This window comes from Alteromonas sp. ABH4_453, from assembly GCF_056160665.1.
Genome location: NZ_JBSWXP010000006.1, coordinates 23,570 through 49,694 on the forward strand (window position 1 = coordinate 23,570; position 26,125 = coordinate 49,694).

At 43.2% G+C, this 26,125-nt stretch carries 23 protein-coding genes; 22 read left to right on the top strand and 1 reads right to left on the bottom strand.

Annotated features, from left to right (window positions below; translation table 11 throughout):
• The first annotated feature begins 9 nt into the window (after positions 1–9).
• Genes flgJ through flgL form a run of 3 tightly spaced genes read left to right on the top strand, consistent with a single transcriptional unit; the run spans position 10 to position 4,262 of the window.
• Entirely contained in the window at positions 10–960 is a 951-nt protein-coding gene (gene flgJ / locus ACXAGV_RS12720) for a flagellar assembly peptidoglycan hydrolase FlgJ (RefSeq protein WP_474873591.1), read from the top strand.
• 28 nt (positions 961–988) lie between these two features.
• Complete coding sequence (gene flgK, locus ACXAGV_RS12725; protein ID WP_474873592.1) at positions 989–3,031, top strand: flagellar hook-associated protein FlgK; 2,043 nt, start codon at positions 989–991, stop codon at positions 3,029–3,031.
• Between the two features lie 7 nt (positions 3,032–3,038).
• Positions 3,039–4,262 carry a flagellar hook-associated protein FlgL gene (gene flgL, locus ACXAGV_RS12730; RefSeq protein WP_474873593.1) on the top strand — a complete coding sequence of 408 codons (1,224 nt, stop codon included), beginning with the start codon at positions 3,039–3,041 and terminating at the stop codon, positions 4,260–4,262.
• Here the strand turns inward: flgL and ACXAGV_RS12735 are convergent.
• Positions 4,259–5,245, bottom strand: a complete 987-nt coding sequence (locus ACXAGV_RS12735) for a hypothetical protein (RefSeq protein WP_474873594.1) — start codon at positions 5,243–5,245, stop codon at positions 4,259–4,261. The two genes, flgL and ACXAGV_RS12735, sit on opposite strands and share 4 nt — an antisense overlap.
• Before the next feature lie 239 nt (positions 5,246–5,484).
• Here ACXAGV_RS12735 and ACXAGV_RS12740 point away from each other — a divergent pair, with 239 nt between their 5' ends.
• The 19 genes from ACXAGV_RS12740 to ACXAGV_RS12830 all read left to right on the top strand — a co-directional run bounded on the left by ACXAGV_RS12740 (position 5,485) and on the right by ACXAGV_RS12830 (position 26,122).
• The gene (locus ACXAGV_RS12740) at positions 5,485–6,336 is read left to right on the top strand and encodes a flagellin N-terminal helical domain-containing protein (RefSeq protein WP_474873595.1); all 852 of its coding nucleotides are present in this window, start codon (positions 5,485–5,487) and stop codon (positions 6,334–6,336) included.
• A gap of 715 nt (positions 6,337–7,051) precedes the next feature.
• A complete protein-coding gene (locus ACXAGV_RS12745; protein ID WP_474873596.1) occupies positions 7,052–7,897 on the top strand; it encodes a flagellin N-terminal helical domain-containing protein in 846 nt (281 codons plus the stop codon).
• 733 nt (positions 7,898–8,630) lie between these two features.
• Positions 8,631–9,482 (top strand): flagellin N-terminal helical domain-containing protein, encoded by an 852-nt coding sequence (locus ACXAGV_RS12750; protein ID WP_061094436.1) that lies wholly within the window; start codon positions 8,631–8,633, stop codon positions 9,480–9,482.
• A gap of 93 nt (positions 9,483–9,575) precedes the next feature.
• Entirely contained in the window at positions 9,576–10,061 is a 486-nt protein-coding gene (locus ACXAGV_RS12755) for a flagellar protein FlaG (protein ID WP_474873597.1), read from the top strand.
• A gap of 13 nt (positions 10,062–10,074) precedes the next feature.
• Positions 10,075–11,505, top strand: coding sequence for a flagellar filament capping protein FliD (gene fliD, locus ACXAGV_RS12760; protein ID WP_474873598.1), 1,431 nt, complete (start codon positions 10,075–10,077; stop codon positions 11,503–11,505).
• An 18-nt stretch (positions 11,506–11,523) separates the two neighbouring features.
• A complete protein-coding gene (fliS, locus tag ACXAGV_RS12765; RefSeq protein WP_061094439.1) occupies positions 11,524–11,952 on the top strand; it encodes a flagellar export chaperone FliS in 429 nt (142 codons plus the stop codon).
• Positions 11,949–12,248: a hypothetical protein gene (locus ACXAGV_RS12770; protein WP_474858170.1), complete on the top strand. Its 300-nt coding sequence runs from the start codon at positions 11,949–11,951 to the stop codon at positions 12,246–12,248. Before fliS ends, ACXAGV_RS12770 begins: the two co-directional genes overlap by 4 nt.
• Positions 12,249–12,338: 90 nt before the next feature.
• Positions 12,339–13,343 (top strand): UDP-N-acetylglucosamine 4,6-dehydratase (inverting), encoded by a 1,005-nt coding sequence (pseB, locus tag ACXAGV_RS12775; protein ID WP_474873599.1) that lies wholly within the window; start codon positions 12,339–12,341, stop codon positions 13,341–13,343.
• The gene (pseC, locus tag ACXAGV_RS12780) at positions 13,340–14,485 is read left to right on the top strand and encodes a UDP-4-amino-4,6-dideoxy-N-acetyl-beta-L-altrosamine transaminase (RefSeq protein WP_474873600.1); all 1,146 of its coding nucleotides are present in this window, start codon (positions 13,340–13,342) and stop codon (positions 14,483–14,485) included. The genes pseB and pseC overlap by 4 nt, the downstream gene beginning before the upstream one ends.
• Positions 14,482–15,186, top strand: a complete 705-nt coding sequence (gene pseF, locus ACXAGV_RS12785; protein WP_474873601.1) for a pseudaminic acid cytidylyltransferase — start codon at positions 14,482–14,484, stop codon at positions 15,184–15,186. Before pseC ends, pseF begins: the two co-directional genes overlap by 4 nt.
• Positions 15,179–16,249: a pseudaminic acid synthase gene (gene pseI / locus ACXAGV_RS12790; protein ID WP_474873602.1), complete on the top strand. Its 1,071-nt coding sequence runs from the start codon at positions 15,179–15,181 to the stop codon at positions 16,247–16,249. Before pseF ends, pseI begins: the two co-directional genes overlap by 8 nt.
• Positions 16,246–17,283 carry a UDP-2,4-diacetamido-2,4,6-trideoxy-beta-L-altropyranose hydrolase gene (gene pseG, locus ACXAGV_RS12795; RefSeq protein WP_474873603.1) on the top strand — a complete coding sequence of 346 codons (1,038 nt, stop codon included), beginning with the start codon at positions 16,246–16,248 and terminating at the stop codon, positions 17,281–17,283. Before pseI ends, pseG begins: the two co-directional genes overlap by 4 nt.
• A gap of 2 nt (positions 17,284–17,285) precedes the next feature.
• The gene (locus ACXAGV_RS12800) at positions 17,286–17,846 is read left to right on the top strand and encodes a GNAT family N-acetyltransferase (protein ID WP_474873604.1); all 561 of its coding nucleotides are present in this window, start codon (positions 17,286–17,288) and stop codon (positions 17,844–17,846) included.
• Between the two features lie 11 nt (positions 17,847–17,857).
• Entirely contained in the window at positions 17,858–18,097 is a 240-nt protein-coding gene (locus tag ACXAGV_RS12805; RefSeq protein WP_474873605.1) for an acyl carrier protein, read from the top strand.
• Complete coding sequence (locus tag ACXAGV_RS12810; protein WP_474873606.1) at positions 18,081–18,848, top strand: SDR family NAD(P)-dependent oxidoreductase; 768 nt, start codon at positions 18,081–18,083, stop codon at positions 18,846–18,848. Before ACXAGV_RS12805 ends, ACXAGV_RS12810 begins: the two co-directional genes overlap by 17 nt.
• Before the next feature lie 5 nt (positions 18,849–18,853).
• Positions 18,854–20,275, top strand: coding sequence for an AMP-binding protein (locus tag ACXAGV_RS12815; protein ID WP_474873607.1), 1,422 nt, complete (start codon positions 18,854–18,856; stop codon positions 20,273–20,275).
• 1 nt (position 20,276) lies between these two features.
• Positions 20,277–21,347, top strand: coding sequence for a LuxE/PaaK family acyltransferase (locus ACXAGV_RS12820; protein WP_474873608.1), 1,071 nt, complete (start codon positions 20,277–20,279; stop codon positions 21,345–21,347).
• Positions 21,331–22,500, top strand: coding sequence for an acyl-CoA reductase (locus ACXAGV_RS12825; RefSeq protein WP_474873609.1), 1,170 nt, complete (start codon positions 21,331–21,333; stop codon positions 22,498–22,500). The genes ACXAGV_RS12820 and ACXAGV_RS12825 overlap by 17 nt, the downstream gene beginning before the upstream one ends.
• Before the next feature lie 28 nt (positions 22,501–22,528).
• Positions 22,529–26,122 (top strand): motility associated factor glycosyltransferase family protein, encoded by a 3,594-nt coding sequence (locus ACXAGV_RS12830; protein ID WP_474873610.1) that lies wholly within the window; start codon positions 22,529–22,531, stop codon positions 26,120–26,122.
• Positions 26,123–26,125: the final 3 nt, after the last annotated feature.

Sequence of the window (26,125 nt, forward strand, 5' to 3'; positions counted from 1 at the left end):
ACAAATACGATGGAAGCATTAAGCACAAAAAATCAGCTTGATATGGCGCGCAACGTCCATGATCTGGGCAGCATTAACAAAATGCGTGAAGCCATTGCGTCAGGCGATGAAACGGTATTGCAAGAAGCTGCCCAGCAGTTCGAGGCAATATTTGTGCAAATGATGTTGAAATCTATGCGTAAAGCACAAGATGCCCTTGCTGATGAAAACAGCCCATTTAATTCGCAACAAGTGAAGTTTTATCGTGATATGCACGACCAGCAGCTTGCTACAGATTTAACATCAGGCGGTGGCTTGGGGTTGGCAGATGTAATTGTGAAGCAGCTGGGCCAAACCGAAAACAGCTATACGCCTGCAAGCGTTATCAGAAGTGACGGTGATATTTCATCGTTAAATAGAAACCGTGAATACAAGGTCGCCCAAGCACAAGACATGGCGCTTTCTTCAAACTCAATTAAAACGCAATCGGCACAAAAAGACGCCATGTTCGAAAGCCCAGAACAGTTTGTTGAGAGCCTTATGCCTATCGCCGAGAAAGTGGCGGAGAAATACGGCATGGATCCAAAAGCGATCATTTCTCAGGCTGCGGTAGAAACGGGCTGGGGAAAATTTGTCATTCACAAATCCGACGGCACTAGCTCTCACAATCTATTTGGTATAAAGGCTAACAAAGACTGGCAAGGGGAACAGGCGGTAGTGGATACATTGGAATTCAATAATGGACTGCCTCAGAAACAAAAAGCGGCATTTAGATCTTACTCATCAGTAGAAGATGCGATGGAAGATTACGGACGCTTTATTTCCACACAGCCTCGATATAGCCATGCTGTCGAAAATGCTTCTGACGCTGCGCGTTACACAAGTGCGCTTCAGGAGGCGGGCTACGCCACCGACCCTGAATACGCCAGCAAGATAATGGCTGTGTATAACAGCGAACGTCTTAGCGCGTTAATGCCATAGTCGAGGGGCCATCGGTGAGGAGAATACAGTGAGTTCTGTTGATTTATATTCATTAGCCACTAGTGGCGTAAACGCTAGCAACAAGTTACTTCAAACTACAAGTAACAATATTGCTAATGTGAATACGCCTGGCTATGTTCGTGAGCGCACCGAGCTTCAAAACAGCCAAGTATTTGGTGTTGAGATTGGCAACACCGAGCGGGTAATCAACGTATTTGCACAGAACCAGTTACGTCGCGATATTACCGCAGTGGGTGAACTCGAAGCATTTTCCAGTAAAACTACGGCAATTGATAATCTTCTGGCCAGCGAAGCTAACTCGATTTCAAAGGGGTTAAGCGAATATTTTTCCGCGTTACAAACCGCCGCTGACGATCCAACAAATCTTGCGTCTCGTGAACAAGTACTCAGTAAATCCGAGTCCTTGTACAACCGAATGAGAACCTTGTCGGATTACATGCTAGAAAAAGAAGAAGAACTCAATTTGGAGTTCACTTCAATGGTAAACAGGGCGAATACGCTGATTGGCAATATTGGTAATTTAAACCGCAATATTGTTATTGCCAATGGTAACAATACGAGCGATCAGCCAAGCGCTTTGCTCAACGAACGAGACCAAGCTATCGACGAGCTTGCCTCTATCATGGGAATTACGGTTAAAGAGAGCACCACGCAAAATGGTGCTGTAACAATTAATCTGACCTCAGGCGAGTCGCTTGTTCTTGAAAACGGTGCATTCAACCTTTTTGAGTTAAGCTCTAGTGCCGATTTAACTACTAAAGAAATTAAGTTAGAAACTGACTTTGGCTCACAAACCAAAAACAACGCATCATTACGAATTTTGGAAAGTGATCTTGGCGGCGCATTGGGTGGGTTGTTTGAGTACCGCAATGAAGTGTTAGGGCCGACAATGCGTGACGTCGGTCAACTGTCGGTTGCGTTCGCTGATGCGATGAATACTCAAAATAAATTGGGTATGGATTTAGACGGTCAAATTGGCGGTAATATTTTTGATATTCCTTCGTTCAGAGGCTTAGCCTATGAAGACACGAATGGCGACTACGTAGTTACAGCACAGATAACTGAAGGCAAAGGTGCTGAGTTAACCGACGCTGATTACAAAATTGAAGTGACGGCGGTTGCTGCTGGTGTACCCAGCGAAATAGAAATCACATTTTTAAATCCAGACGGCACGCCTAAAAAAGATGGCTCAGGTAATGACATCATTTTTTCAAACTTTGCCGTAACCCCTGGTTTTAACGAACTACCTGGTGGCATTGAAATAGACTTTTCAGGCAGTGACCCTTACACCGTTGGCAATGAGTTTCTAATTCAACCCACTAAAGACGTGGCTTCAAAGATAAGTTTAGCCACTAATCGTCCAGAAGATTTAGCCTTTGCAAACCCAGTAAGAGCGGGGGCTGATAGCACTAACTTGGGCAGTGCCAACGTAACAGATGTAACTGTGTCAAATACGGAAGTGGGCACTTCTGCTTTTGATGGTGCGGGTGGCCTTTTAAATACAGCGCCAGCTCAAATTAGCTTTACCGCTGCAGATACCTACGAGGTATTAGATGGAAGCGGTACAGTGTTAGCAACTGTCACAGGAACAACAAATTTAAACAACCTTATCAGTCAGGCAGGTATAAGCCCAGATCCTGGATTTGACCTAAGCTTAGACGGTGTACCAAAAGCTGGGGATAGCTTTTCGATTAGCTATAATACGGATGGCTTTAATGATAACAGCAATGCGCTTAATTTAGCTGCTCTTCAAAATGAAAACAAAGTTCAAGTGAGTAGTGAGGCAACCAATACGCCAAGAACCTTCCAAGATGCATACGCGTCTATGGTAGGGCGTATAGGTGAAGATGCATCAATGGCCAGTGTCTCATTGGCTTCCGCTGAAGCGATGAAAGTACAGTCGCAAAACTGGTTTGAGTCTGTTTCAGGCGTAAGCTTAGACGAAGAAGCGGCAAACTTGATTAAGTACCAACAAAGCTATGCTGCCGCAGCGCGAATTTTGTCTACGGCTCAAGAATTATTTAATACCATTTTGCAGTCAGCAAGGTAGGTGAGTTATGCGTATATCAACGAATCAAATCTATGATCAAAACATGCGCTCGATTATGCAGAATCAGGGCGATTTGGCCAAGACACAAGAGCAACTGGCCTCTGGCAAGCGCATAATTACGCCTAGCGACGACCCGGTTGGTGCGGCAAAGGTACTTCGTTTAACCGAAGAAATTGATGAGCTTAATCAGTTCCAGCGGAATAACGATTTGGTAACAGGGTCGCTTGAACAGCAAGAGGCTGTGCTAACCAATATTACTGATTCAATTAACCGTGCACGCACGCTTATCGTTCAGTCTGGCAATGGCATATTGTCTGATCCAGATAAGCGCGCAATTGGCGCTGAATTAGAGCAAATCAAACTCGAAGTGTTTGATCTGATGAACACCCAAGATGCAGACGGTAATTATTTATATGCAGGTTTTCAATCAGGTAACCAGGCGTTTGAGTACAACCCAGCTGCAGGTGGCAACGCCATTACGTTTGCAGGCGATCCTGGAGTAAGCTTCGTTCAGCTCTCAAATAGTTCGAAGATTCAATCAACCAGTAACGGTTATGAAGTTTTTGAAAACGTGCTTTCACGCTTTAAATTCTCAGTTGATAGTACTGTTGGCGCTACAGTGATATCTGCATCGGTTAAACAGCAGGGAACATTCGACACTTTTTTTGACAAAAACTATGACCCGGTAAATGCTGCGAACAACGATTATCGCATTAATTTTTTAGCGTCAGGGCAGGCTGAACTTGTCAATCAAGGAACCGGAACGGTTGTCGACTCAGTTTCCTATACCTCTGGTCAGCCTTTCACTATAAAGGGAATGGAGTTTGATGTGACGGCCGCGCCTGGCGATAGTATCGATTTATCGTTTGATGCGCCTGAGAAAAAAAGCATGGCCCAGTCTATTCACGAAATTCAAACCATTTTGATGGACTCTACTATTGATAACTCAGCGCTTCAGGAATCGATAGCAGACGCATTAGTAGGTTTAGATAACGGGCTTGAAAAGCTTTCTTTAGAGCGTGCCTCGATTGGTAGCCGGTTAAATATAGCCGAGAGTACTTACGAAAGTAACCTAGATATGGAAATTGCCGCGAAAGCACAGCGCTCGTCTATTCAGGATGTGGATTATGCCGAAGCATCTACTGAATTTGCGAAGCAAGAGACAGCTTTGAGTGCTGCCTTAGCCACTTTTCCTAAAGTAGCTAACTTGTCGCTATTTGATTTTGTCTAGCGGTCATAATTTATCAAGTCATTAATGCCGCTCAAGTGCGCCAAGTAAACTCTGGCTTGATTGTCTATATGGCAAGAGTAGTAAGAGATGTAAAGGTTGTCGCCTTCAATCACCAAGCCAGGATAACTTGTATCTCCTCCGCTTGGCAGCGTTTTTAGCTCAGTAAGTATTTTAGTTACGCTATCAAATAACCATACCCTGGTTGTAAATTGATGTGAGCCCCAATCAACATGTCTTCCTGCAACGATATATAGGCTTTCACTTAACGCCACAGCTGCGGGACCACCAATATAGACTCCCAAATCATGCCATTTCCATTTGGTATAAGGCGGTTTTGACGTACCAAATTGTGCGCTGAATGTATCGGCATCTCGTCTTAAAAATACCGAGGCATTTCCGTCATCATCAAACAAGATTGTGCTTTCATTGGGGTAACCTTTACCTTGTTTGTCCAAACAAAAAGCCTCCTCCTTGTGAACGTGCATTGAACGCGTTGGATCACCCTTATAGAGCGAAACTGAGTTCGCTCGTCGATTGTACGCAAAGCCATAAGCTTCTGAGTTATAGAAAGTATTGTTCCACAGCCACCAACCGCTTCTACCGTGACTATTCCCTGCAGACCAAGAATAGCCGGTGGTTGAGAAATAAGTCACCATTTTTGTGACCACTTTTCTATTATCAAGGAAGGATTTTGCATAGGTAGTAAGCATGAGACGAGAGCCATTGTATGAGAACTTCGGATCTCGTAAATCGGCATTATCCTCTTTAATAATTACTCTGTTTCGAACTTGAAACGAAGCTTTATCAAGAGTTAATACAATAACCACTCCGTCAGTGCTGACATGGTTAGTAGCTTGTCGGTAACAGCACATCAAGGTTTTACGATTTTTGTCGAACGGATTTTCAATTAAATCAGTGAAAGCGCAATGGACTGCAGGCTTGGATATGCGCTTTATGTCGAACAGCATCAAACTATTTTTCACGCCAAATCTCCCTTAAAAATCCATCAGTTATGTCGTGTCTTATCGTCAATCTACGGCAATATCTTACCGCCTATCGGCAAAAATCGTAATTTTTTCTAAAGGGATTCTAAATGATGTCGATACAGTTTCTGAGAGAGCCAGTTCATCAATTACCCCTCAGGTCTTGATGACTACTAAAACAAAACGTCGGCAATGTCGACAGCCAGCGCACGCTGGACTGAGAGTGTAGGAGAGACTTTATGTCTATGTTCGTTAATACCAATGTATCCTCATTGAATGCCCAGCGTCAGCTTTTTGATGTTAGTAATTCTTTGAGTACGTCTTTTGAGCGCCTTTCTTCAGGCTTCCGTATCAACAGCGCTGCTGACGATGCTGCAGGTCTACAGATTACCGATCGAATGACATCACAAATTCAAGGCCTTAACCAAGCTGTACGTAATGCAAACGATGCGATTTCACTGTCGCAAACTGCTGAAGGTGCACTTTCTGAAACGACGACCGCGCTGCAGCGCATTCGTACGTTAGCGGTACAATCACAAAACGGTATCAATAGCTCTGCTGATCGTGTTGCTTTGCAGAAAGAAGTATCTGCTCTACGTACTGAAATCTCACGTATCTCAACAACTACCCAGTTTGCTGGCGTGAATATTCTTTCGGGTGATTTCTCTGCGAAGTTCCTTGTAGGCGCCAACGCAGGACAGACGATCTCTGTAAACCTCTCATCTCCTTCCCTAGCTCGTGCTGGTGTTCAAGGTTTTGGGGCGAGCGGATTGGGGATTACTGGAGCAAATGTCGATGTGCTCAGTAGCGAAAATGCTTCTGGAATATTGCAGAAGTTAGATACAGCAATTTCTGCAATCGGTGGGCTACGTGCTGACTTAGGTGCGCTTCAAAACCGCTTCCAGTCTACAATTCGTAACTTAAGCAATATCTCAGAAAACGTATCTGCTGCACGTTCTCAAATTAAAGATACTGACTTTGCTACTGAGACAGCTAACCTAACACGTAACCAGATTATCCAGCAGGCAAGTACAACTGTGTTGTCGCAGGCAAATCAGCGCCCTCAGGCTGCATTGTCTCTATTGGGTTAATTGTTTAACGAGAGTGGAGTCAGGAGGTAGTGCTCTAGTCCACGAGTCGATGAAAAAAGCCGATACTCTCTGGAGTATCGGCTTTTTTGTTTCACTGTCATTTTAAACTCCCCCTTCGGAAAGGGCTGGCAAGCTTCCTAGCTGTATTCTGGCAATATATAAGAATACAGTCATTCCTGCATTTTTTAATTACTTTTCATTTACCGCTAAAAAATTGTAAAAAAGATTAAAGTAATTTTCCCTAAGTGACGATAACTATTACAAAGGGCGACATAACTCGTTTTATGTTTCCTAAGTCAAGAAAAGGATGGTTTATATCAAGGTTTGTTGAAACATGATATGTACTTTATTTTATTTTCTTGCTCTTAAAGTTTTGCAAAATCATTGCTTTATATAGTCTGAAATAAATTTTTAAAAAGCTCTAAAGAAAATTTGTTTGAGTGACGATAAATAGAAAGGTTTGCTAAGGGTGGAGCTGCTGACCGGCGAGAATGAAGCCAGGAGGTAGTGAGAGGTTTGAGGTCTGGAACATCAAACCCACCAGTCAGCAAAGAGAAGTAACTTCTCTATGTAGCAATTTTACCGGTTAGTGTGCCGATAAAATGTCAGATCAAACTGACACCTTTAATAAAGCACAGGCTATGCCAAAATTTTTAAACTACTGCGCACATAATAAAACTAATAGCGCAACACTCGAAACTGTTAGGAGAGACCCATGAGTCTATTTGTAAATACCAATGTGTCATCGCTAAATGCACAACGCCAACTATTCACAACTGGCAACAACTTAAGCACTGCTTTTGAGCGTCTATCATCTGGCTTCCGCATCAATAGTGCTGCTGATGATGCCGCAGGCCTTCAAATCACTGACCGTATGACATCTCAGATTCAAGGTCTGAACCAAGCGGTACGAAACGCAAACGATGGAATATCGCTTGCGCAAACAGCTGAAGGCGCAATGGCTGAAACTACAACTGCTCTTCAACGTATTCGTACACTAGCCATTCAGTCGCAAAACGGCATCAATAGCTCAGCTGATCGTGTTGCGCTGCAAAAAGAAGTATCTGCCCTGCGTGCGGAAATATCGCGAATTTCGACAACAACACAATTTGCTGGTGTGAATATTTTAACAGGTGATTTTTCTGCCAAATTCCTCGTCGGCGCAAACGCGGGGCAAACTATCTCTGTAAACTTGTCATCACAAGCACTTGGTCGCGCAGGTGTTAATGGATTCAGTGCAACCGGTTTAGGCATTATTTCTGATGATGTATTAACTGAAGCTAGTGCATCGCGCTTGTTAACAGCGGTAGACAAAGCGGTATCAGCAATAGGTGGTCTACGAGCAGATTTAGGTGCACTGCAAAATCGATTCCAGTCGACAATCCGTAACTTGAGTAACATTTCTGAAAACGTGTCTGCGGCAAGATCGCGTATCAAAGACGCTGACTTTGCCACTGAAACGGCAGAATTAAGCCGTAATCAGATATTACAGCAGGCAAGTACAACTATTTTAGCCCAGGCGAACCAGCGCCCTCAGGCTGCATTGTCACTGCTAGGCTAATAGTTCAAGTTAGATATTAAGCGCTATTTGGGAAGGAGTTGAGAGGCCATCCCCTGAAGAAAGGAATGCGGCCATTGAGGCCGCCCCTTTGAGAAAGCGCCGACTAACAGGACTGAGAGTGTAGAAGTGTTGGTTGAGAGGCCAGTTTATCCTACTAAACCCTGCCAGCCGACAGAAACTGAATTTGCTCTATCTCCTAACGTGAGCAAATTGGCCGAGATATCGTTGTCTCGGCCTTTTTTTATTTTTTACCGAAACATCTCACCAATTTCAAACTACGGTAGAGCAACGCCGTAGCTCACCCAACGCAATGCATATTAAGTGCCAATTTCTGTAACTCTATCATCTTAATATTCTTCAACGTACTAGGTTCCAATAAGTTTGGATTTATTGTAAGCAATTGATAGAGCATCAAGGCAACGATTATTTCTAGAATAAGTGTGTCTTTACCAATCCGTATAACTCATTTCCCACTTAGATTCCAAAGAATTTTTAAAAAAATAAATAGATTAATAGTTTTTATAATCAGTGGCTTATTTATTTTCTGGTAAGTTTTTTTAAAAAAGTAACAAAAAAAGCTAAAGAACCTAAAGCATTGGCCGATACCTATTGTTGAGGGGTAATTTAATTTACTTTTATATTGAGGTGTTGGCGGGAGTAGTGACCCAGCTAATATGAACTGGAAGGATTTGATGATAGCAGATTTGCCGTCGAATCCCTAGGAGGTAATCTAATGTCTTTATTTGTAAATACCAATGTTTCATCGATCAATGCTCAACGTCAGCTTTTTGACGTTAACGATCGTTTGAACACGTCGTTTGAAAGACTTTCATCGGGATTCCGCATTAATAGTGCATCGGATGACGCTGCAGGTCTTCAAATATCTGACCGTCTTACTTCACAAGTACAAGGCCTAAACCAGGCTGTACGAAATGCTAACGATGCGATTTCTTTGTCGCAAACAGCAGAAGGTGCGCTTAGCGAAGTTACTACAAGCTTACAACGTATTCGTACTCTCGCGGTACAATCACAAAATGGTATTAACAGTTCTTCAGATCGCAAGGCTTTGCAAAAAGAAGTGTCCGCACTCCGCATAGAAATATCGCGCATTTCGACGACAACGCAATTTGGTAATGTAAATATTTTAGATGGTAAATTTTCTGCTAAATTTCTTGTCGGTGCTAACGCAGGCCAAACTATCTCTGTAAACCTTTCTTCCACTGCTCTCGCTCGCGCTAGCGTAGATGGTTTTGGGGCCAGTGGATTAGGAATTACTGGAGCAAATGTCGATGTACTTAGTAGTAAAAATGCTTCTGGGATCTTGCAAAAGTTAGACACCGCAATTTCAGCAATTGGCTCTGTGCGTGCTGATTTAGGTGCGCTTCAAAACCGTTTTCAATCGACTATTCGTAACCTGAGTAACATCAGTGAAAACTTATCGTCGGCGCGCTCTCAAATCCGTGATACAGATTTCGCTGCTGAAACTGCAGAGCTTACGAGAAACCAAATTATTCAGCAGGCATCTGTTTCTGTACTAAGTCAGGCAAACCAGCGTCCTCAAACTGCGCTGTCTTTGCTTGGATAAGCTATACTTAAATTAGTAACCTTAGTTGAGATGTAACGGGTGCTTGCTTTTTAAGCAAGGACCCGTTTTGTGTTTTCAGTAGGGAGATATTAGGTGGAAATTCAAAATACCCAAGTTGGCCAGCCGTTTGCATCGCCAGGGCCTAAGAATGTTGGTGTAATTGAAAGTGACGTTAAAAGCGAATTGAGCATTTCGCAAGATAACGAGCGGTCTCTTAAAGGAGGCCAAAATACTAATGTCAACGCGGCAACAAATGAATCAAATAAAACGGAAAGTCAGCAAATACTTTCTCAAGCTTCCCCTTCGCAGGCCGATATAAATGAAGCAAAGCGTAACGGCATTGAATTAGATGATGCTATCGCCAAAGTTGAATCATTTTTAAAAGTTCAGAATCGAGACTTGGCATTCACTATTGATGAAAATACTAATCGTTCTGTAGTGACAGTAAAAGATTCAACGTCCGGCGACGTTATTAGGCAAATACCTTCAGAAGAGGTGTTAAAGCTTGCTGATCGTATTCAAGAGTTACAGCAGGATGTTGGTGACAGCGTAGGAGTGTTTATCAACAACCAAGTTTAGCATGAGGTAAATTATGACAATTCAGTCTCTAGGTGTAGGGTCGGGCTTAGCCCTTGACGATCTTGTACAACAACTTCTTACAGCAGAGCGCCAACCTAAAGAGGAGCGTTTAAACGCAAAGGAAGAGCGTATTGAGGCTGAAATATCTGGCCTTGGTCAAATAAAGTCAAAGCTCTCTGACTTCAAGGATGCCGTAGATGAATTACGAAGTGACAACGGTATAAATGGTCGAGAGCCTACTATTACAAATCCTTCAGAAGATGATGATGTACTCTCTGCAGAAGCATCAAATTCAGCATTGCGAGGCAGCTACGAAATAGTTGTCGAACAACTTGCTGCAGGAAGCCGTATAACCACCGACGTCGGTGCGTTTTCATCAAGTAGCGACCCTGTACTTACTTCTGGTACAGGTTCATTGACGTTTGACGTGGGCGGAAGCAAAAGCTTTACCGTTAACGTTTCCGCAGGGATGTCGCTTACTGCGTTACGCGAAAAAATTAACAGAGCTGATGACAATTTTGGTGTAACAGCAAATATAATTGATACAGGAACCGGTGCTGGGCCTCGATTAGTCTTCTCGTCTAGCGAAACTGGCGATGGTAACGACCTAGTTATTACTAACGACACTGGTGCTGCGGAGTTAGATCGTCTATCAACGGTTGGCGGTACCAACAATATTAGTGCTGCAAATATAGAAAGTGCACGTAACGCTATCGCCTACATTGATGGCATTGAAGTTCAAAGTAGTTCAAACGAGTTTGAGAATACTATTCAGAACGTATCGTTTGAGGTTAATGAAGTGTCCCCTAAAGATGCTGCGGGTGACTTCTTAGCAACCAAATTAGGCATTGGTTTTGACAAAGAAGGTTTGGATAAGAAAATCAGAGATTTCGTCGATAATTACAATGCGCTTATTGATGAAATAGGTACGCTAACAAGGTACGGTGAATCTGAGTTAGAGGATGATGGCGCATTAGCCGGCGACTCTCTGCTTCGTGGGATACAAAGTGGGTTAGCATCAATTGTTGGCGATAGTGTGAGTTCTTCTGCCTTGGGAGGACTTTTCCAAATTGGTATTGAGTTTGACAACGATGGAAAGTTAGAAATCGGCAATACTGACTTTGGTTTAGGTTCAGGTGAAGACAGGTTAGAAGACGCTCTGGAGGATAGCTTTGATGAAATCGCTAAATTGTTTACTGACCCAGACGAGGGGATCGCTACGCGGCTTTATGAATTTTCAAAAGAATATACGTCATTTAGTGGGTTAATTAGTTTGCGAGAGCGTTCTGCGAAAGATGACAAAGATGACTTGCTAGATGAACGTGAGACTCTTGAACTGCGCATGTTAAATTACGAAGAAATTCTTCGCGATAAATATTTAAACCTTGACCAAACCGTTGCACAGTTAAATCAAACTGGTGCAGCACTATTAGCGTCACTTTAGATTAAATTTGGAGTTTTCATGTCATTTAAAGGTATAAATGCATACCGTAAAGGTAATTTGAAGCAAGATGTAGCGAACGCTGATCCTCATAAACTTACACTGATGCTACTTCAAGGCGCACTAGATAGAATAGCTTATGCCAAAGGCGCTATGGAACGCAAAGAATTTGTGGCTAAAGCTGATTTCATTTCTAAAGCTAACGCAATAATCATGCATTTGCGTGACACACTCGATTTAGAAGCCGGTGGTGAAGTCGCCGAGAACATGTTTGCTCTTTATAATTACATGGTGGAACGTTTGAATGACGCACATTTCAACAATAACTTGAACATGTTGGATGAAGTTTACGGCCTTTTAACACCGATCCGAGATGCGTGGGTTCAAATTCCTGAAGAGGCAAAACAAGAAGCTTACGAAACTCAGCGACAGAAACGACAAGTAGTGTGAAACTAAACCACGCCCAAACACCCAAAGCGCTTCAAGAGGTTAACTCGGAAATTACAGCGCTACTTTCAGAGGAGCAGCCAGATTTTGCTAGAATAAAGGCTGTTCTTACCGTCCGAGACTCAATAATTAGACTGCATTTAGAATCTTTAGCCCCTGAAGATAAACAAGAATTTGCAAAACTCGAGTATGATGTCAATAATATGCTAAGTGAGATGGCGCAGAGTTTGCTTGATCAATCAAAAGATGACATAACTAAATTTGTTCGCAGTCGTTCGGCAGTAAAGAACTATAAATAAAACTTTCGCCGAAAATTGTGTTGAAGTTCTTTGCTTTTTGGGACAAAAACACGGTGCGCTTTATAAGTTCAATAAATAAGAGCTCCAGTCATGACAGACTTCTATAATAAGACCATTTTAATTACTGGCGGAACAGGTTCGTTTGGCAATCAACTTGTTCGGTATTTGCTCGACAACCATTCTCCTAAAAAAATTATAATATACTCCAGAGACGAGCTTAAACAATTTGAAATGCAGCAGCGGTTTTCTCAGTCTTGTATGCGTTATTTTATTGGTGACGTGAGAGACAAAGAAAGGCTAAAAACTGCGATGAAGGACGTGGATTACGTTGTACATGCTGCAGCACTTAAACAGGTTCCTGCTGCAGAATATAATCCCAATGAATGCATTAAAACCAATATTAATGGTGCTCAGAACGTTATAGATGCAGCGATATTTAACAATGTGTCTCGCATTGTGGCTCTGTCAACGGATAAAGCTGCAAACCCAGTAAACTTATACGGTGCCACAAAGCTCGCCTCAGATAAGTTGTTTGTGGCGGCAAATAATATTTCCGGAGCAACCGGCCCGCGATTTTCTGTTGTTCGTTACGGGAATGTAGTGGGTTCCAGGGGATCTGTTGTGCCTTTTTATCGCAAACTGCTGAAAGAGGGGGAAAGTTCATTACCGGTTACTCATCCTGAGATGACAAGATTTTGGATTACTCTTGATGAAGGCGTTCAGTTTGTCGTCAAGAGTTTCTCTCGTATGCAAGGAGGCGAGATTTTTGTGCCTAAAATTCCGTCTGTGCGTATTGTCGATTTGGTCGAAGCTATGAGTGGGAAGAAAGATTTTCACGTCATAGGCATTCGCCCAGGAGAAAAGCTTCACGAGATCATGGTGCCAGAAGAAATGGCCCACCACACCGTCGAATTCAGCGACCATTTTGTTATTGCGCCTGCAATAACATTCTTCGATAAAAATTTAGATTATTTCAAAAACAAGCTAAATGAGAAAGGCTTACCTTCAGAGAGTAAGTTCGAATATCATTCCGGGACTAATTCACGCTTTTTAACCGTTGATGAACTGAAGGAACTTGATAAGGTTACGTTATGATCCCTTACAGTAAGCACACATTATATCCTGAAGATGTTGATTCTGTTACCCGTGTGCTTAATGAAGAATTTTTGACACAGGGTGAACAAGTACCTTTGTTTGAACAAGCCATATGTAAATATTCAGGTGCGCATTTTGGGGTCGCCTGTAATAGCGGAACTTCAGGGTTGCATATTGCTTGTTTAGCCGCTGGGGTCACAAAAGGGGACCTTGTTTGGACTGTACCCAATTCATTTGTGGCTTCCGCGAACTGTGCTCGTTATTGTGGAGCAGATGTAGACTTTGTCGATATTGATCCTGTAACGCGAAACCTTTGCATATCTGCCCTAGAGCAAAAACTCTACCTTGCCCAACAACGAGGTCGCTTGCCAAAGGTTATTATTGTGGTGCATTTCGCAGGCAGCAGTTGTGATATGGAGTCTATTGCCAAGCTTACTATTCCATTTGGGATTACGCTTGTTGAAGACGCGGCTCATGCCTTTGGCGGCAAAGATAACAAAGGTAATGTAGTCGGAGCGTGTAAATATTCACAAATGTGTGTACTGAGCTTTCATCCGGTCAAGTCGATTACAAGCGCAGAGGGAGGCATGGTGCTTACCAACGATGAGTTGTTGGCCAACCGACTTTTTCTTTACAGGAGCCATGGAATCTCTCGAGACCCAAACACGTTTCAAACTGAACGGCGAGATGAACCATGGTTTTATGCTCAGCACGAACTTGGTTTTAATTACCGCTTAAGCGACATTCATGCTGTGCTAGGCTTGGCTCAACTTAAGCATATTGATAAGTTTATTTCGGCTAGAAAAAATCTAGCCCATCGTTACCACAGATTATTGGAAACCGTACCCATCAAAAAGCCAGAGTTAGATGAAAATAGCGCTTGGCATCTTTATGTGATAGAGCTTGAACGTCATGAGAGAAAACGGGTTTTTGCGCAATTACGGGAAAGAGGTGTGGGTGTAAATGTACATTACATACCCATTCATCTTCATCCTTATTACCGCGAAATGGGCTTTTCTAAGGGGATGTTTCCTAACGCTGAGCGCTACTACAACGAGGCCTTGACTTTGCCACTCTACCCTAGCCTCACTTTTGATGAGCAGGATTATGTAGTGTCACAACTCCAGGAAATATTTCTGTGAAAATTGCGGTCATACCCGCTCGTGGCGGTAGTAAACGAATTAAAAATAAGAATATTAGAGAATTTTCAGGTAAGCCGTTAATCTCATACTCCCTCGCAGCTGCGATAGATGCAGATTTGTTCGATGAAATTATAGTATCCACTGATTCGAGCGAAATTGCGGCTGTATCGCGCCAGTATGGCGCGACCTATATAGTTGAGCGTTCTGCAGATTTGTCTGACGATTTCACAGGCACGACACCGGTAGTACGAGATGCTATTAAGTGTTACGAGCTAAATTTAGAAAAAGAGATTGAGCAGGTATGCTGTATTTATGCAACAGCGCCTTTCCTCTCCGCCCATGCATTGCGTTCGGGTTTTGACAAGCTTTGTAAGACCGAAAATGCGAAATTTGCGTTTTCTGTTACTTCGTTTCCGTTTCCGATTCAACGCTCGATAAGACTGGTTGGAAATGGAGTCGAACCAGTTTTCGACAAACAAATTAAAATGCGTTCTCAGGACTTAGAAGAGTATTACCATGATGCTGGGCAGTTCTATTGGGGAACAAGAAGCGCATGGCTAGCTAGTACTGGCATGTTTAAGGAGCATAGTTGTCCCATAGTTCTCCCTCGTTATTTAGTGCAAGATATCGATACTCATGAAGATTGGCAGCGCGCCGAGCTAATGTATCGCGCTTATATAAAAGACAATGAAAATGAATAATTGGCAACACGTCCCGGTGAATATCGGTGGTAGGCTTGTTGGCGCAGATCACCCGCCATTTATAATCGCTGAATTGAGCGGTAATCACAATCAATCACTCGACACTGCAAGGGCAATGGTAAAGGCCGCTGCCGACAGTGGTGCTCACGCGATAAAACTCCAAACCTATACAGCCGACAGTATGACGCTTGATATTAATGAACGTGGTTTTGTAATTGAAGAGCCCGACAGCTTGTGGCATGGAGAAAACCTTTATCGTCTTTATCAAAAAGCAGCTACACCTTATTCTTGGCACAAAGAGCTTTTCGAGTACGCCAATGCGCTGGGTATGCTGGCGTTTAGCTCTCCCTTTGATGAAGCTGCGGTTGATTTTCTTGACGGACTCAATGTACCTTGTTTTAAGATTGCGTCCTTTGAGTTGACAGATATCCCCCTGATCAGAAAAGCTGCAAGCACTAAAAAGCCGTTAATTATTTCGACTGGTATGGCAAGCTTGAGTGAAATTGAGCTTGCCGTCACTACAGCAAAACATGCTGGTTGCGATGATATCATTCTACTTAAATGTACAAGCACCTATCCAGCAGAGCCAGCGAATACGAACCTGACCACGATTTCCCATATGTCGAACGCGTTTCAATGTCCTGTTGGATTAAGCGATCATACTGGTGGAATTGGTGTAGCGGTGGCGTCAGTAGCGCTTGGAGCTCCTGTAATTGAGAAACATTTCGTACTTGATAGATCCGCCGGTGGGGTTGACGCAGCATTTTCGTTAGAGCCTTGCGAGCTAGAGGCACTAGTCAATGAAACGAAACGAGCATGGCAAGCTCTAGGGCGAGTTACCTATGGCGGTAGCCAAGCTGAAGATAAGGCCAAGCAGTATCGTCGGTCTATCTATGTTAGTAACGATATTGCGCCCGGTGAAATACTTGGAACACATAATTTAAAAATTGTTCGTCCAGCATTTGGTTTAGCCCCAAAGCATTGGGATAGCGTTATAGGAAAGCGGTCTACTGGCGTACTAAAAAAAGGCACCGCACTTGGATGGGAGCATATTGCACAATGAGTGAACTTTTGTTCATTGCAGATGTGTCACATAAATCCGGTATTGGTCATTTAATGCGTTGTTTAGCACTTGCACAAGCTGCTCAACAGCGCGGACTCGAAAGCGTTTTTTTTGTATCACGCTATGGACAAGACGTTGCATTGAGTCGGCATGATTGGTGTGGTAGGTTAGTGCTCGCTGACTTCAACTCAGACAGCACTATTGCGGTACTAAAAGGGCGTATTGCGTCGCAACATTGCGTCGGATTGGTTGTCGATGGCTATTGCTTTGAGCATCAATTTATAGCAAAACTGGGTGAACTACCCATTCCCTTATTAATGCTTGACGATTTAAAAGCTCCAGTATGCGAACACGCTGATATTATTGTGAATCCCGCTGCATCAGATTGGTTACAAGAATATCGCATGATTAACTCACGTGCTCAGTTGTGTTTAGGTGCTCGCTACCGGTTACTTCGTCGAGAGTTTATGCAGATACCCATTTTGCCTGTATCTAAGCGACAAAGCCTAACAATCAACTTTGGCGGAAGCGACCCGATGTGCTTCACACTGCCAGTTTTAGAGATCCTTACAAAGCGCTTACCAAACATTCCTTTTCGAGTAGTAACAGGGCCAGGTTATTCTCAACTTGATTCATTGAGAGATTTTATCGCGCAAAGTTGTGCTTTCATTCAGCACATCCACAATTGCCAAGATATGGCAGATTTGTGGACACATTCTCGGTTGACCGTTGCAGCAGCAGGCGGCGTGCAGTTCGAGCTATGTGCGTGCCAGTGCCCTTCAGTATTAATTGTAGTGGCCGATAATCAATACCAAGCAACAAAAAAAGCATCTGAGCAAGGGTGGTGCGAAATACTTGACGCTCGCAGTGGTATTGACGAAACGTCATTAATTAAGACGGTGAGCGCATTATGGAATAATGATGTTAAGCTGGCTGACATGCAGGTAAATGCAGAGAAGTGGTCGTATGTGAGCGGCGCGGATAATGTTCTGGATACACTTGCAACCTACGTACAGGTTTGCGAGGAAGTGTGATTGTGAACAAAGTGACCATTACTAAATACCAAGTTACGTTGACGCCCATTGCGAAGGTACACCAGTCTATATTGAGGCAGTGGAGAAACACTCCAGATATTCAACGTCAGATGCTGTCAACTCATAACATTAGCGAAGCAGAACAAATGGCGTGGTTTGAACGTATAAATACATTGGACTCTGAATGGCACTGGGTTGTGGCCTACAAGGGAGAGCTTGTAGGTTCTACCAATATCAGGTCTGATATAAAAGGAGAGAGTGTTAATATAGCGAAAACATTGGAGGCAGGCTTGTATATAGGAGAGACTCGATACAAGAACAATATCCTTGCCTTCGCGCCTACGCTCGCCATGTACGACTTTTGCTTTAGCGAGTTTGAAACACAGGAATTTAAGGCCGTGGTAAAAGCAACAAACACAGCGGCAATACATTATAATCAGAAACTGGGATACAAAGTGGTAAGTACTGAAAAAAGCGTTATTACGATGTCATTGACATACGATGATTACCAACGCAGTACAACAACGCTAAAACAGTTATTGTCAAGGCCGACTAGAAATTAGAGGAGAGCATAGTGGAGAATAACGAAAAGCTCACTAATGCATTTAGTGAATCGCTCGGCATAGAACGTCACCAGGTCACAGACAAGCTTACATACAATACCATCCCGCAATGGGATTCAACGGCACATATGGTGCTCATTGCGGAGTTAGAAAACGTATTTGACGTAATGTTAGATACCGATGACATTATTGATTTGAGTTCGGTTGCGCAAGCCAAAATTATATTGCAAAAGTATGACATCAGCATTTAGTACTCATTTATTACAAAATTGCACAGTAGTTATTACAGGGGCAACCGGCGGCATCGGCCTCGCCATAGTTAAAGCCGCGATTTCTGATGGGGCATTTGTAATTGCTTGTGGACGAAATAAGGATAAACTTGAAGCACTTTCTACAAAGTTTGAGGGGGATATTCATACCCTTTGTTACGATATCACTGATGAAGCGGCCATAAAAAACGCATTTCAATGTTTGCAGCGCGGCGCCTCAGCAAATCAGTGGCCCGCTTTATATGGTTTAGTCAATGCGGCGGGAGCAATGACTGAATCAAAGTTGGCTATGACAAGTACTAAGACGCTGCAACAGCAAATGATGATTAATTTTTATAGTCCTTATTATCACACACAGATGGCCAGTCGCCTAATGAGTCGAAATAAAACAGGAAGTATTGTTAATATTGTATCCCAGATAGGTGAGCAAGGGTGCAGTGGAATGAGTGCTTATTCGGCAAGCAAGGGGGCCTTGACAGCAGTTACAAAATCCTTGGCCAAAGAGTTGGCTACAGCAGGGATAAGGGTTAATGCAGTCGCACCTGGATTTATTGATACGCCACTGACCGCTCACTACGATGAAAGTGCTAAACAGAGCGTGTACGAACGCACATTGTTGCGGCGAGGAGGTACTGCAAAAGAAGTTGCTAATGCAGTGCTGTATTTGCTTTCCCCTCGTGCTAGCTATACAACGGGACACGTGTTACCGGTGGATGGGCAATTCTGCCCCTGAATAGTATGAATCAACAAACTAGCTCTAACCTAGATATCCCTTTTATCGCTTCTCACTACGACAGTAACACTGTGGCGTTGCGAGACGACAACGACAGCGTAACGTATCGTGAGTTGACAAAAGCCGTTCAGCATCGAGCATTTGAGTGGCAGAATATAATAGATCAAAACGAACAACAGCGACCTGTTATCATTTTATTTTTTGATAATAGCATCACCAGCGTGATTGATTACTTAAGCGCGCTAAGCCTTAATTATGTGATTTTGTTACTTAATCCATGCTGTTCGAACGATACGAGAGCCGCATACTCTGAACAATTTAACCCTAATGCGGTTATTGAAAACGGTAAGGTGTTATTGAGTCATAATGAGCATCTCTTCTGCGACCCCAGAGTAAGTTTACTTCTGTCTACGTCCGGTAGCATGGGAGCAGGGAAATGCGTGGCTCTTTCTCATAGCAATATAAAGGCGAATTGCGAGGCTATTTTGTCCTATTTACCAATATTGCCAAGCGATAACACTCTTCTCACGTTACCACTGAGTTATTCTTACGGTCTATCTGTATTACATACTCACTTAGCGATAGGGGCAACAGTGCGCTTTACTCGCCATAGCGTGTTTGACAAAGGTTTTTGGCAAATCGTCAAACACCAACCTATCCACTCTCTGTCTGGCGTGCCGACGTTTTATGAAATGTTGCTTCGACTACGCTTTACTTCTATGTCATTGCCCGATTTACGCTATCTGACCCAAGCCGGTGGAAAGTTGGCAACAGCCTATGTAACACGTTTGGCACAGTATTCTCAGAAAACGGGTAAAGCGTTTTACGTTATGTATGGGCAAACCGAAGCGACAGCGCGTATGGCTTATTTAGCTCCTGATAAAGTTATCGTAAAGCCTGGCGCGATAGGTAACGCTATCGCGGGTGGTGAGTTTAAATTGGTGAATGCAGATTCAGATAATGGTGAAGGTGAGCTATTTTACCGAGGTGACAATGTGATGTTGGGTTACGTGTCAACGATTCAAGACCTTGTCACCTTCTCAGAGCCAGATTGGCTCGCTACTGGTGACTTAGCCAAGCAAGATAATGATGGCGATTTTACTATCACAGGTCGTACTAAACGAATAATAAAAATATCTGGCGAGCGGGTAAATCTTGATCTCGTAGAGCAGGCGTTTATAAATATTTTAGCGAAATATAACCTGAACTCTCACGCTTGTGTCGTCGGCTTTGACGATAAGGTCATCGGTGTGTATGCCGGTGAGCTATCGGCCGAGCATCGTAGCGAGGTCGTCGAGCATTTATCAATATCCTTGTCCTTATCAAAACGCAATGTTGCTATCGATATCGTTGAGTCTCTTCCGCTACTTAATAATGGCAAGGTTGATTATACAAGCGTAGTTCAAACCATTACGGGAGCGGGCTAACGTGTTCTCATACCCGACAGAGCTGTTTGAACTACCTGTTTACGGTGTAGCCAAAGCGCAAAAGCAATCTATGCTAAATCGCGTAATATCTCAACTCAGTCTGTATCATTACGAGAGCTGCAACGCGTATCGACGGTTGATAGATAGCCATCCTTTTCAACTCGTTTCTGCTGCGCATTACGAGCAATATCCAGTAGCTTCACGGTTGTTTAAAGATCTCACACTAAGCAGCATCCAACCCAATGACATTTTTCGGCACTTGCGCTCTTCCGGGACGAGTGGCCAGGCATCGAAAATTATTTTGGATGCCGAATCTGCAAAGCGCCAAAGCCAAGTATTGGTTAAGATTCTGCAAAGTTGGTTGGGAAAAAAGCGAAGACCTATGCTGTTAATTGACGCTCCTTCTACAGTAAAGCAGATTGGGGCTATGACCGCGAGAGCGGCGGGGCTACAGGGATTGTCTTTTTTTGGACGTCATCATTGTTATGCGCTGGATAACGAGATGCAGCTGGATGTCAATAAAGTTCAGGCGTTTTTTAATGAGTACGGTCAGCAACCAGTACTGATATTCGGTTTCACGTTTGTTGTTTGGCAGCAGTTCATCCAAGCGATGGTAAAACAAGGGCTCACGGCAGATTTAGCTGATGCTATTCTGATCCATGGCGGCGGCTGGAAGAAGATGCAGGAGCAGGCAGTCACAGACGCGCTTTTTAAAAAGACAATACGCCAAACCCTAGGCAATGTGAGTGTGCATGATTATTACGGTATGGTGGAGCAAACCGGTACCATTTATGTGCAATGTGAAAAAGGTCATTTGCATACTCCAGTTTGGTCAGACGTAATCATTCGCGACCCCGCGGATTTAAGTGTGATGGAATTTGGCAAAACTGGCTTAGTTCAAGTCAACTCCGTTCTACCAACCAGTTATCCGGGGCATTGTATACTGACTGAAGATCTCGGCACTATTATAGGCGAAGATGACTGCGCCTGTGGCCGGCTGGGGAAATATTTTAAGGTGCACGGCCGGGTGCCTAGAGCACAAGTGAAGGGGTGCAGTGATACCTTTGTTTAATGATAACTCACCACTCACGTGGCATATAGAGGCAGAAAGCCTCAACCAGAAGAAGTTGCTGTCACTTGCAGAAATTCGCGCTTCGGTGGCTAGGTTTGCAGCGTTTTTGCTCAAGCAAAATACGGCCCGTAAACATCCGGAAATCGTTGCCCTAGCTTTTTGGTTTCGTCAGGCACATCTTGCGAAAATTACTGAGTCCATGCCAACTGAGCTCAAAAGCAAAAAGGTTTATAGGGTGTTTCATATTGCCCCGGCCAACGTCGATACGGTGTTTATGTATTCGGTCCTGCTTTCCGTACTCTGTGCTAATCAGAACATTGTGAGAGTCAGTCAGCGCAGCGGCGAGGTAACCTGGCTATTAGTTTCACTGCTGAAGGAATACCTAAATCTCCCCGAGGGGCAACCCCTAGCTAGCCAGGTTGCCGTGGTTGAATATAATGCCCGGCACGAACAGGTTACTGAGCAGCTAAGCAATTGGTGTGACTTAAGGGTTATCTGGGGCGGCGATGACGCCATAAAAGCCGTGTCGGCAATCGCGCCTCAAACCGCTCAGGTTTGCTTTCCAGATCGCTATTCGGTAGCACTCATACAGCTGGACGAGAACAGTGACGTTGAAGCTCTAGCCAGTCAGTTTTTAACTGACTTATTGCCATTTTCGCAACAGGCTTGTTCCTCACCAAAAGCTATTTACTGGTTCAATACCGCCCTTGCCTATCAGCGCTTGTTCTGGACAGCTGTTGAACAACAGATTTTGCAACGTGACCATCAATTTGAAACTAGCCATAAAGTGAACCAACATATTTTGCTGCAAAAGCTTGCTGCAGGAAATGGAATAAAACTTAAACCGGAACCTGGCAATAAAATTGCTTCATTTGCTGATATACACAATATTGGTCCTATCGGCCGCTGTAAAGTCAAAACCTTGACTGCCAACATACTAGAAGCACATACGGGCGATGGCTTAGTGATTGAAAGTGATATTATGTCGATTGATGCCGTTGCTTTTTCGTCAAAGCTTCAAACTATAGCGTATGCAGGAGTGAATAATTTGCAAGCGTTACCAGGTCAATATAAACGGACAGTGCCATTGGGCAAGGCGCTTGAATTCGCACCTTTATGGGATGGTGTCGATTTAATTCGAGCGTTTGGATGAAGAAGTTGATACGACAAGGAGCTATTGGATGTTAAAAGATATCCGTATTCATCTGGCAGCGGAGGAAGCAGATCAAGAGCAGCTTGAGAAAGAGCTTTCTCAACATATCTTGGCTAATCACCGTCGCAATGTGATGGCTTTTAGACGCCACATCCCGTCAATGGTGTCAGAAGTTCAGAATGTAGCAACTCAAAATATAGCTATATTCGCCAATAAAAACGGTGAATATAATATTGTTGAGTACGGGACAGGGCGCACTGTGTATGGTTTAAATCCTCAAGCAGAGGTTGAAAGTCAATACCGGTGCTTTGGACAGCATGCGCCATATATCGCACTTAATGATTTGGCTGTGACTGGCGATACTACTTCCGAAAAGCCGCTTAAAGAAGTTAATAGAGTCACTGATTTGCCTGGCTATAAAAAACTAATGACTTATGCGCCATTGCCGCGAGATATCAACGTGATGGTAGTAATGGGGCTCGGCCTTGGTTATCACATTGAGCAATTGGTTTCGCAGCATAATATCAGTCATTTGATCATCTATGAGCCAGAGAGACAGTATTTTCAATGCTCAGTGCTTGCTCTTGATTGGCAACGTCTACTGCAAAAGATGGAGGCTAAAGGTACTGCGGTATTTTTATTGTTGGAAAAAGACGGCCGTGATCTAATTGAGAATATTGAAGAGCTGAGACAGCACGTTAATGTAGAAGGCTTTTATTTCTTCAAGCACTATAACCACGCCATTTTTGATCGCGTAGAATTCGCTCTGAAGCAGCATACGTGGTCGAAGATAGAAAATGAGGGCATCAACCTGACTCGGGACGATAACCCAAACCTGTTTCTGCCTGTCTGGTCAGAAAGTATTGACTTGGAGAAATTAGCATCTGTAGATAAATCAGATCCGATATTTACCGCTAACTTATCTGCATTTAAAAACTACTTGCCAAGCATTTATAAAGAGTTTGCAAACTATTGTCCTGTAGACTGGCTACCAGTAAAAAACGGGCGTGGGGAAATTAACCTAATTCAAAAGGAGTCGCTGGCCCCATTTGGAGGAGAATCGCCTAAGCATGATGCCAGACAAAGTTTTGAGTATTTTAAAGCGTTTCCTCAAAAAGATGGCCTTGTACTTGGTTATACCGGTAAGAAACTGAAAAGATATAAGCATTATCAGTTTGTCGAGAGAACCGAATTGTTGCTTAAGGAGATAGCCGAAGAGGCTGAGCAGCTTCCTGAAACGGTAAAATCACTTATCATGTTTGGTATTGGCCTTGGTTATCAGTTAGAAGCTCTTTACGCGGAACACGACGTAGAAAAGTTGTTTTTATGTGAACCCAATCGCGACTTTTTTTATGCATCGCTGTTTGCGATTGACTGGCAAGACATTTTAACCACGGCCGATAAAGAAAATCGTCGAATTTACATTAATATCGGTGACGATGGAACGCACTTATTTAAGGATTTGCTTTCGCAATTTTATTCTGTTGGTCCATATATTCTGGCCAGTACCTATTTTTATCAGTCTTATTATAACGCCCACTTGGTCCAAGCTTTGACTCAGTTGCGAGAGCAATTACAAATCGTTATTTCAATGGGCGAGTATTTTGATCATGCACTCTATGGTATTTCTCACACAAGTGAAGTCATAAAGCGAGGATACCCTTTATTAAAAGCAAATTCGGCTGCTAAATTAAGTCAGGCACAAAAAGAATTGCCTGTCTTTTTGGTAGGTAATGGACCATCTCTGGATGACAGTATCGAAGTTCTAAAGGAGTCGCAGGGTAAAGCGATAATAATTTCTTGCGGGACTGCGTTGATGCCACTCTATAAAAATGGAATAACTCCGGATTTTCATGCTGAGATAGAACAAAACCGCTCGACATTTGACTGGATCGTTCGCATTGGTGATTTAGAGTATTTAAGTAAACTAAGCTTGATCAGTTGTAACGGTATTCATCCCGATACTTGTAATCTGTTTAAAGACGTTTTTGTAGCGTTTAAAGCAGGAGAATCATCTACAGTTTCTGCGTTGAATATACTTGGCCCAAAAGACTATGAAGAGTTGCATTATGCTTTTCCTACTGTCTCGAACTTTGCCCTTAATTTATTTACCAAAATAGGCTTTAGGCAGATTTATTTGTTTGGCATCGATTTAGGCTTTATAGACAGAACTCGACATCATTCAGTGAATTCTGGTTATTATCAGCAAGATGGTTCTGAGTTGTACGATTACAGTGAAAATAGCAATACATCTCTTGTCGTACCGGGTAATTTTGAAAAAACTGTCTTTACTAAACATGAATTTAAATTGTCTAAGGAAATTCTGGAGCAGACGCTAACTTCCACTAAGGTCGAGTGCTACAACTGCAGCAATGGCGCTAAAATTAAAGGGGCAATAGCACTAAGCAGTGATGATGTGTTGCTGGTTAACACTGAAAGCGAAAGCGCCGAGGCCATCGCGACCATAAAAAATAAGGTGTTCGAGCCAGTGCCCGACGCTACAAATTATGGTGAGACCTTCGCTAAGCAATACAATGAAGAGACACTTAATAAAGAGTTAGATAAGCTTCTTACGCTCATCAGGGAACCCTTAGAGTCTGTGGAACAGGTTGATAAGCTCATTGAGAAACAGAAAAAACTGCTTTTCGCCTCCTACCAGAGTGGTCATTCGCTATTATTTTATCTGCTTTATGGCAGCATGAATTACTGCAATGTATTGTTAAGTAAATGTGGCTATATTAAAAGTGACCAATCATTAACTGAATATGTCAGCAGGCTTCAGGATTATTGGGAAAGCTTTTTGCTTGAGGTCAAATCTTCTGCTGCGAGTATATCCTTTAATTTTGATGTGTCTGCTTCCTTTTCCCATAAAAGGGAAATGGCTTACATTAGGTCATATCAACAACAAACACTCTACCTGACGAACGTGGATTTACCCGACGCGTTTAAAACACTAAATCAAAGGTTTTTCCCCAGCGGCAACGTCGAAGTCAGAGAGTGTTCCCTGAACACACTCCAAAACACAGACTTTGCGTTGTACGAAAGAGTTCAGTGCGCATTTTGGGTGTCCTCTCAGGCTGAGGTGGACGCTCTTATGGAAATAATTAAGGCATGCCCGGTCAGCATGCCCAATATATTCTGGTTTGGTAACGACGCAGCTGATTTTGACTACTCCGGATTGCATCATTATTGTAGCGTCGTGTTGCATCCTGAATTTCTTTGTGGCGAAACCGGTTTTCAGTCTCTGCTTGAAGGAAAAGTCCCCTTCTGGGTAAAAGAACGTATACCCTTTTCAGCATTCAGGTATGACTTTCCCTCAGACTATAATCGGGTGATCGTCCCTAAACTGCAGCTAATAGAGTCGGAATATACCGAGAGCATTCTAAGTGATTATTATGAAAGAGTGTTAAGCAACACCACGCAGTACGCCTATTATCTTGAATTTTATGGTTACATTATTTTAGCTGATTATGACGACCTTACAGCCAATATGTTAGATATTGCTGGTAACAGGGGGATGGTGTTCACGAAAGACAAGCTACACAAAGAGAGGCTGTTCCTGTGTAGTCTGACAGACAATCAAATCGAATTGTATCGCGAAACAGTCGATTGGGGAGCATAAATC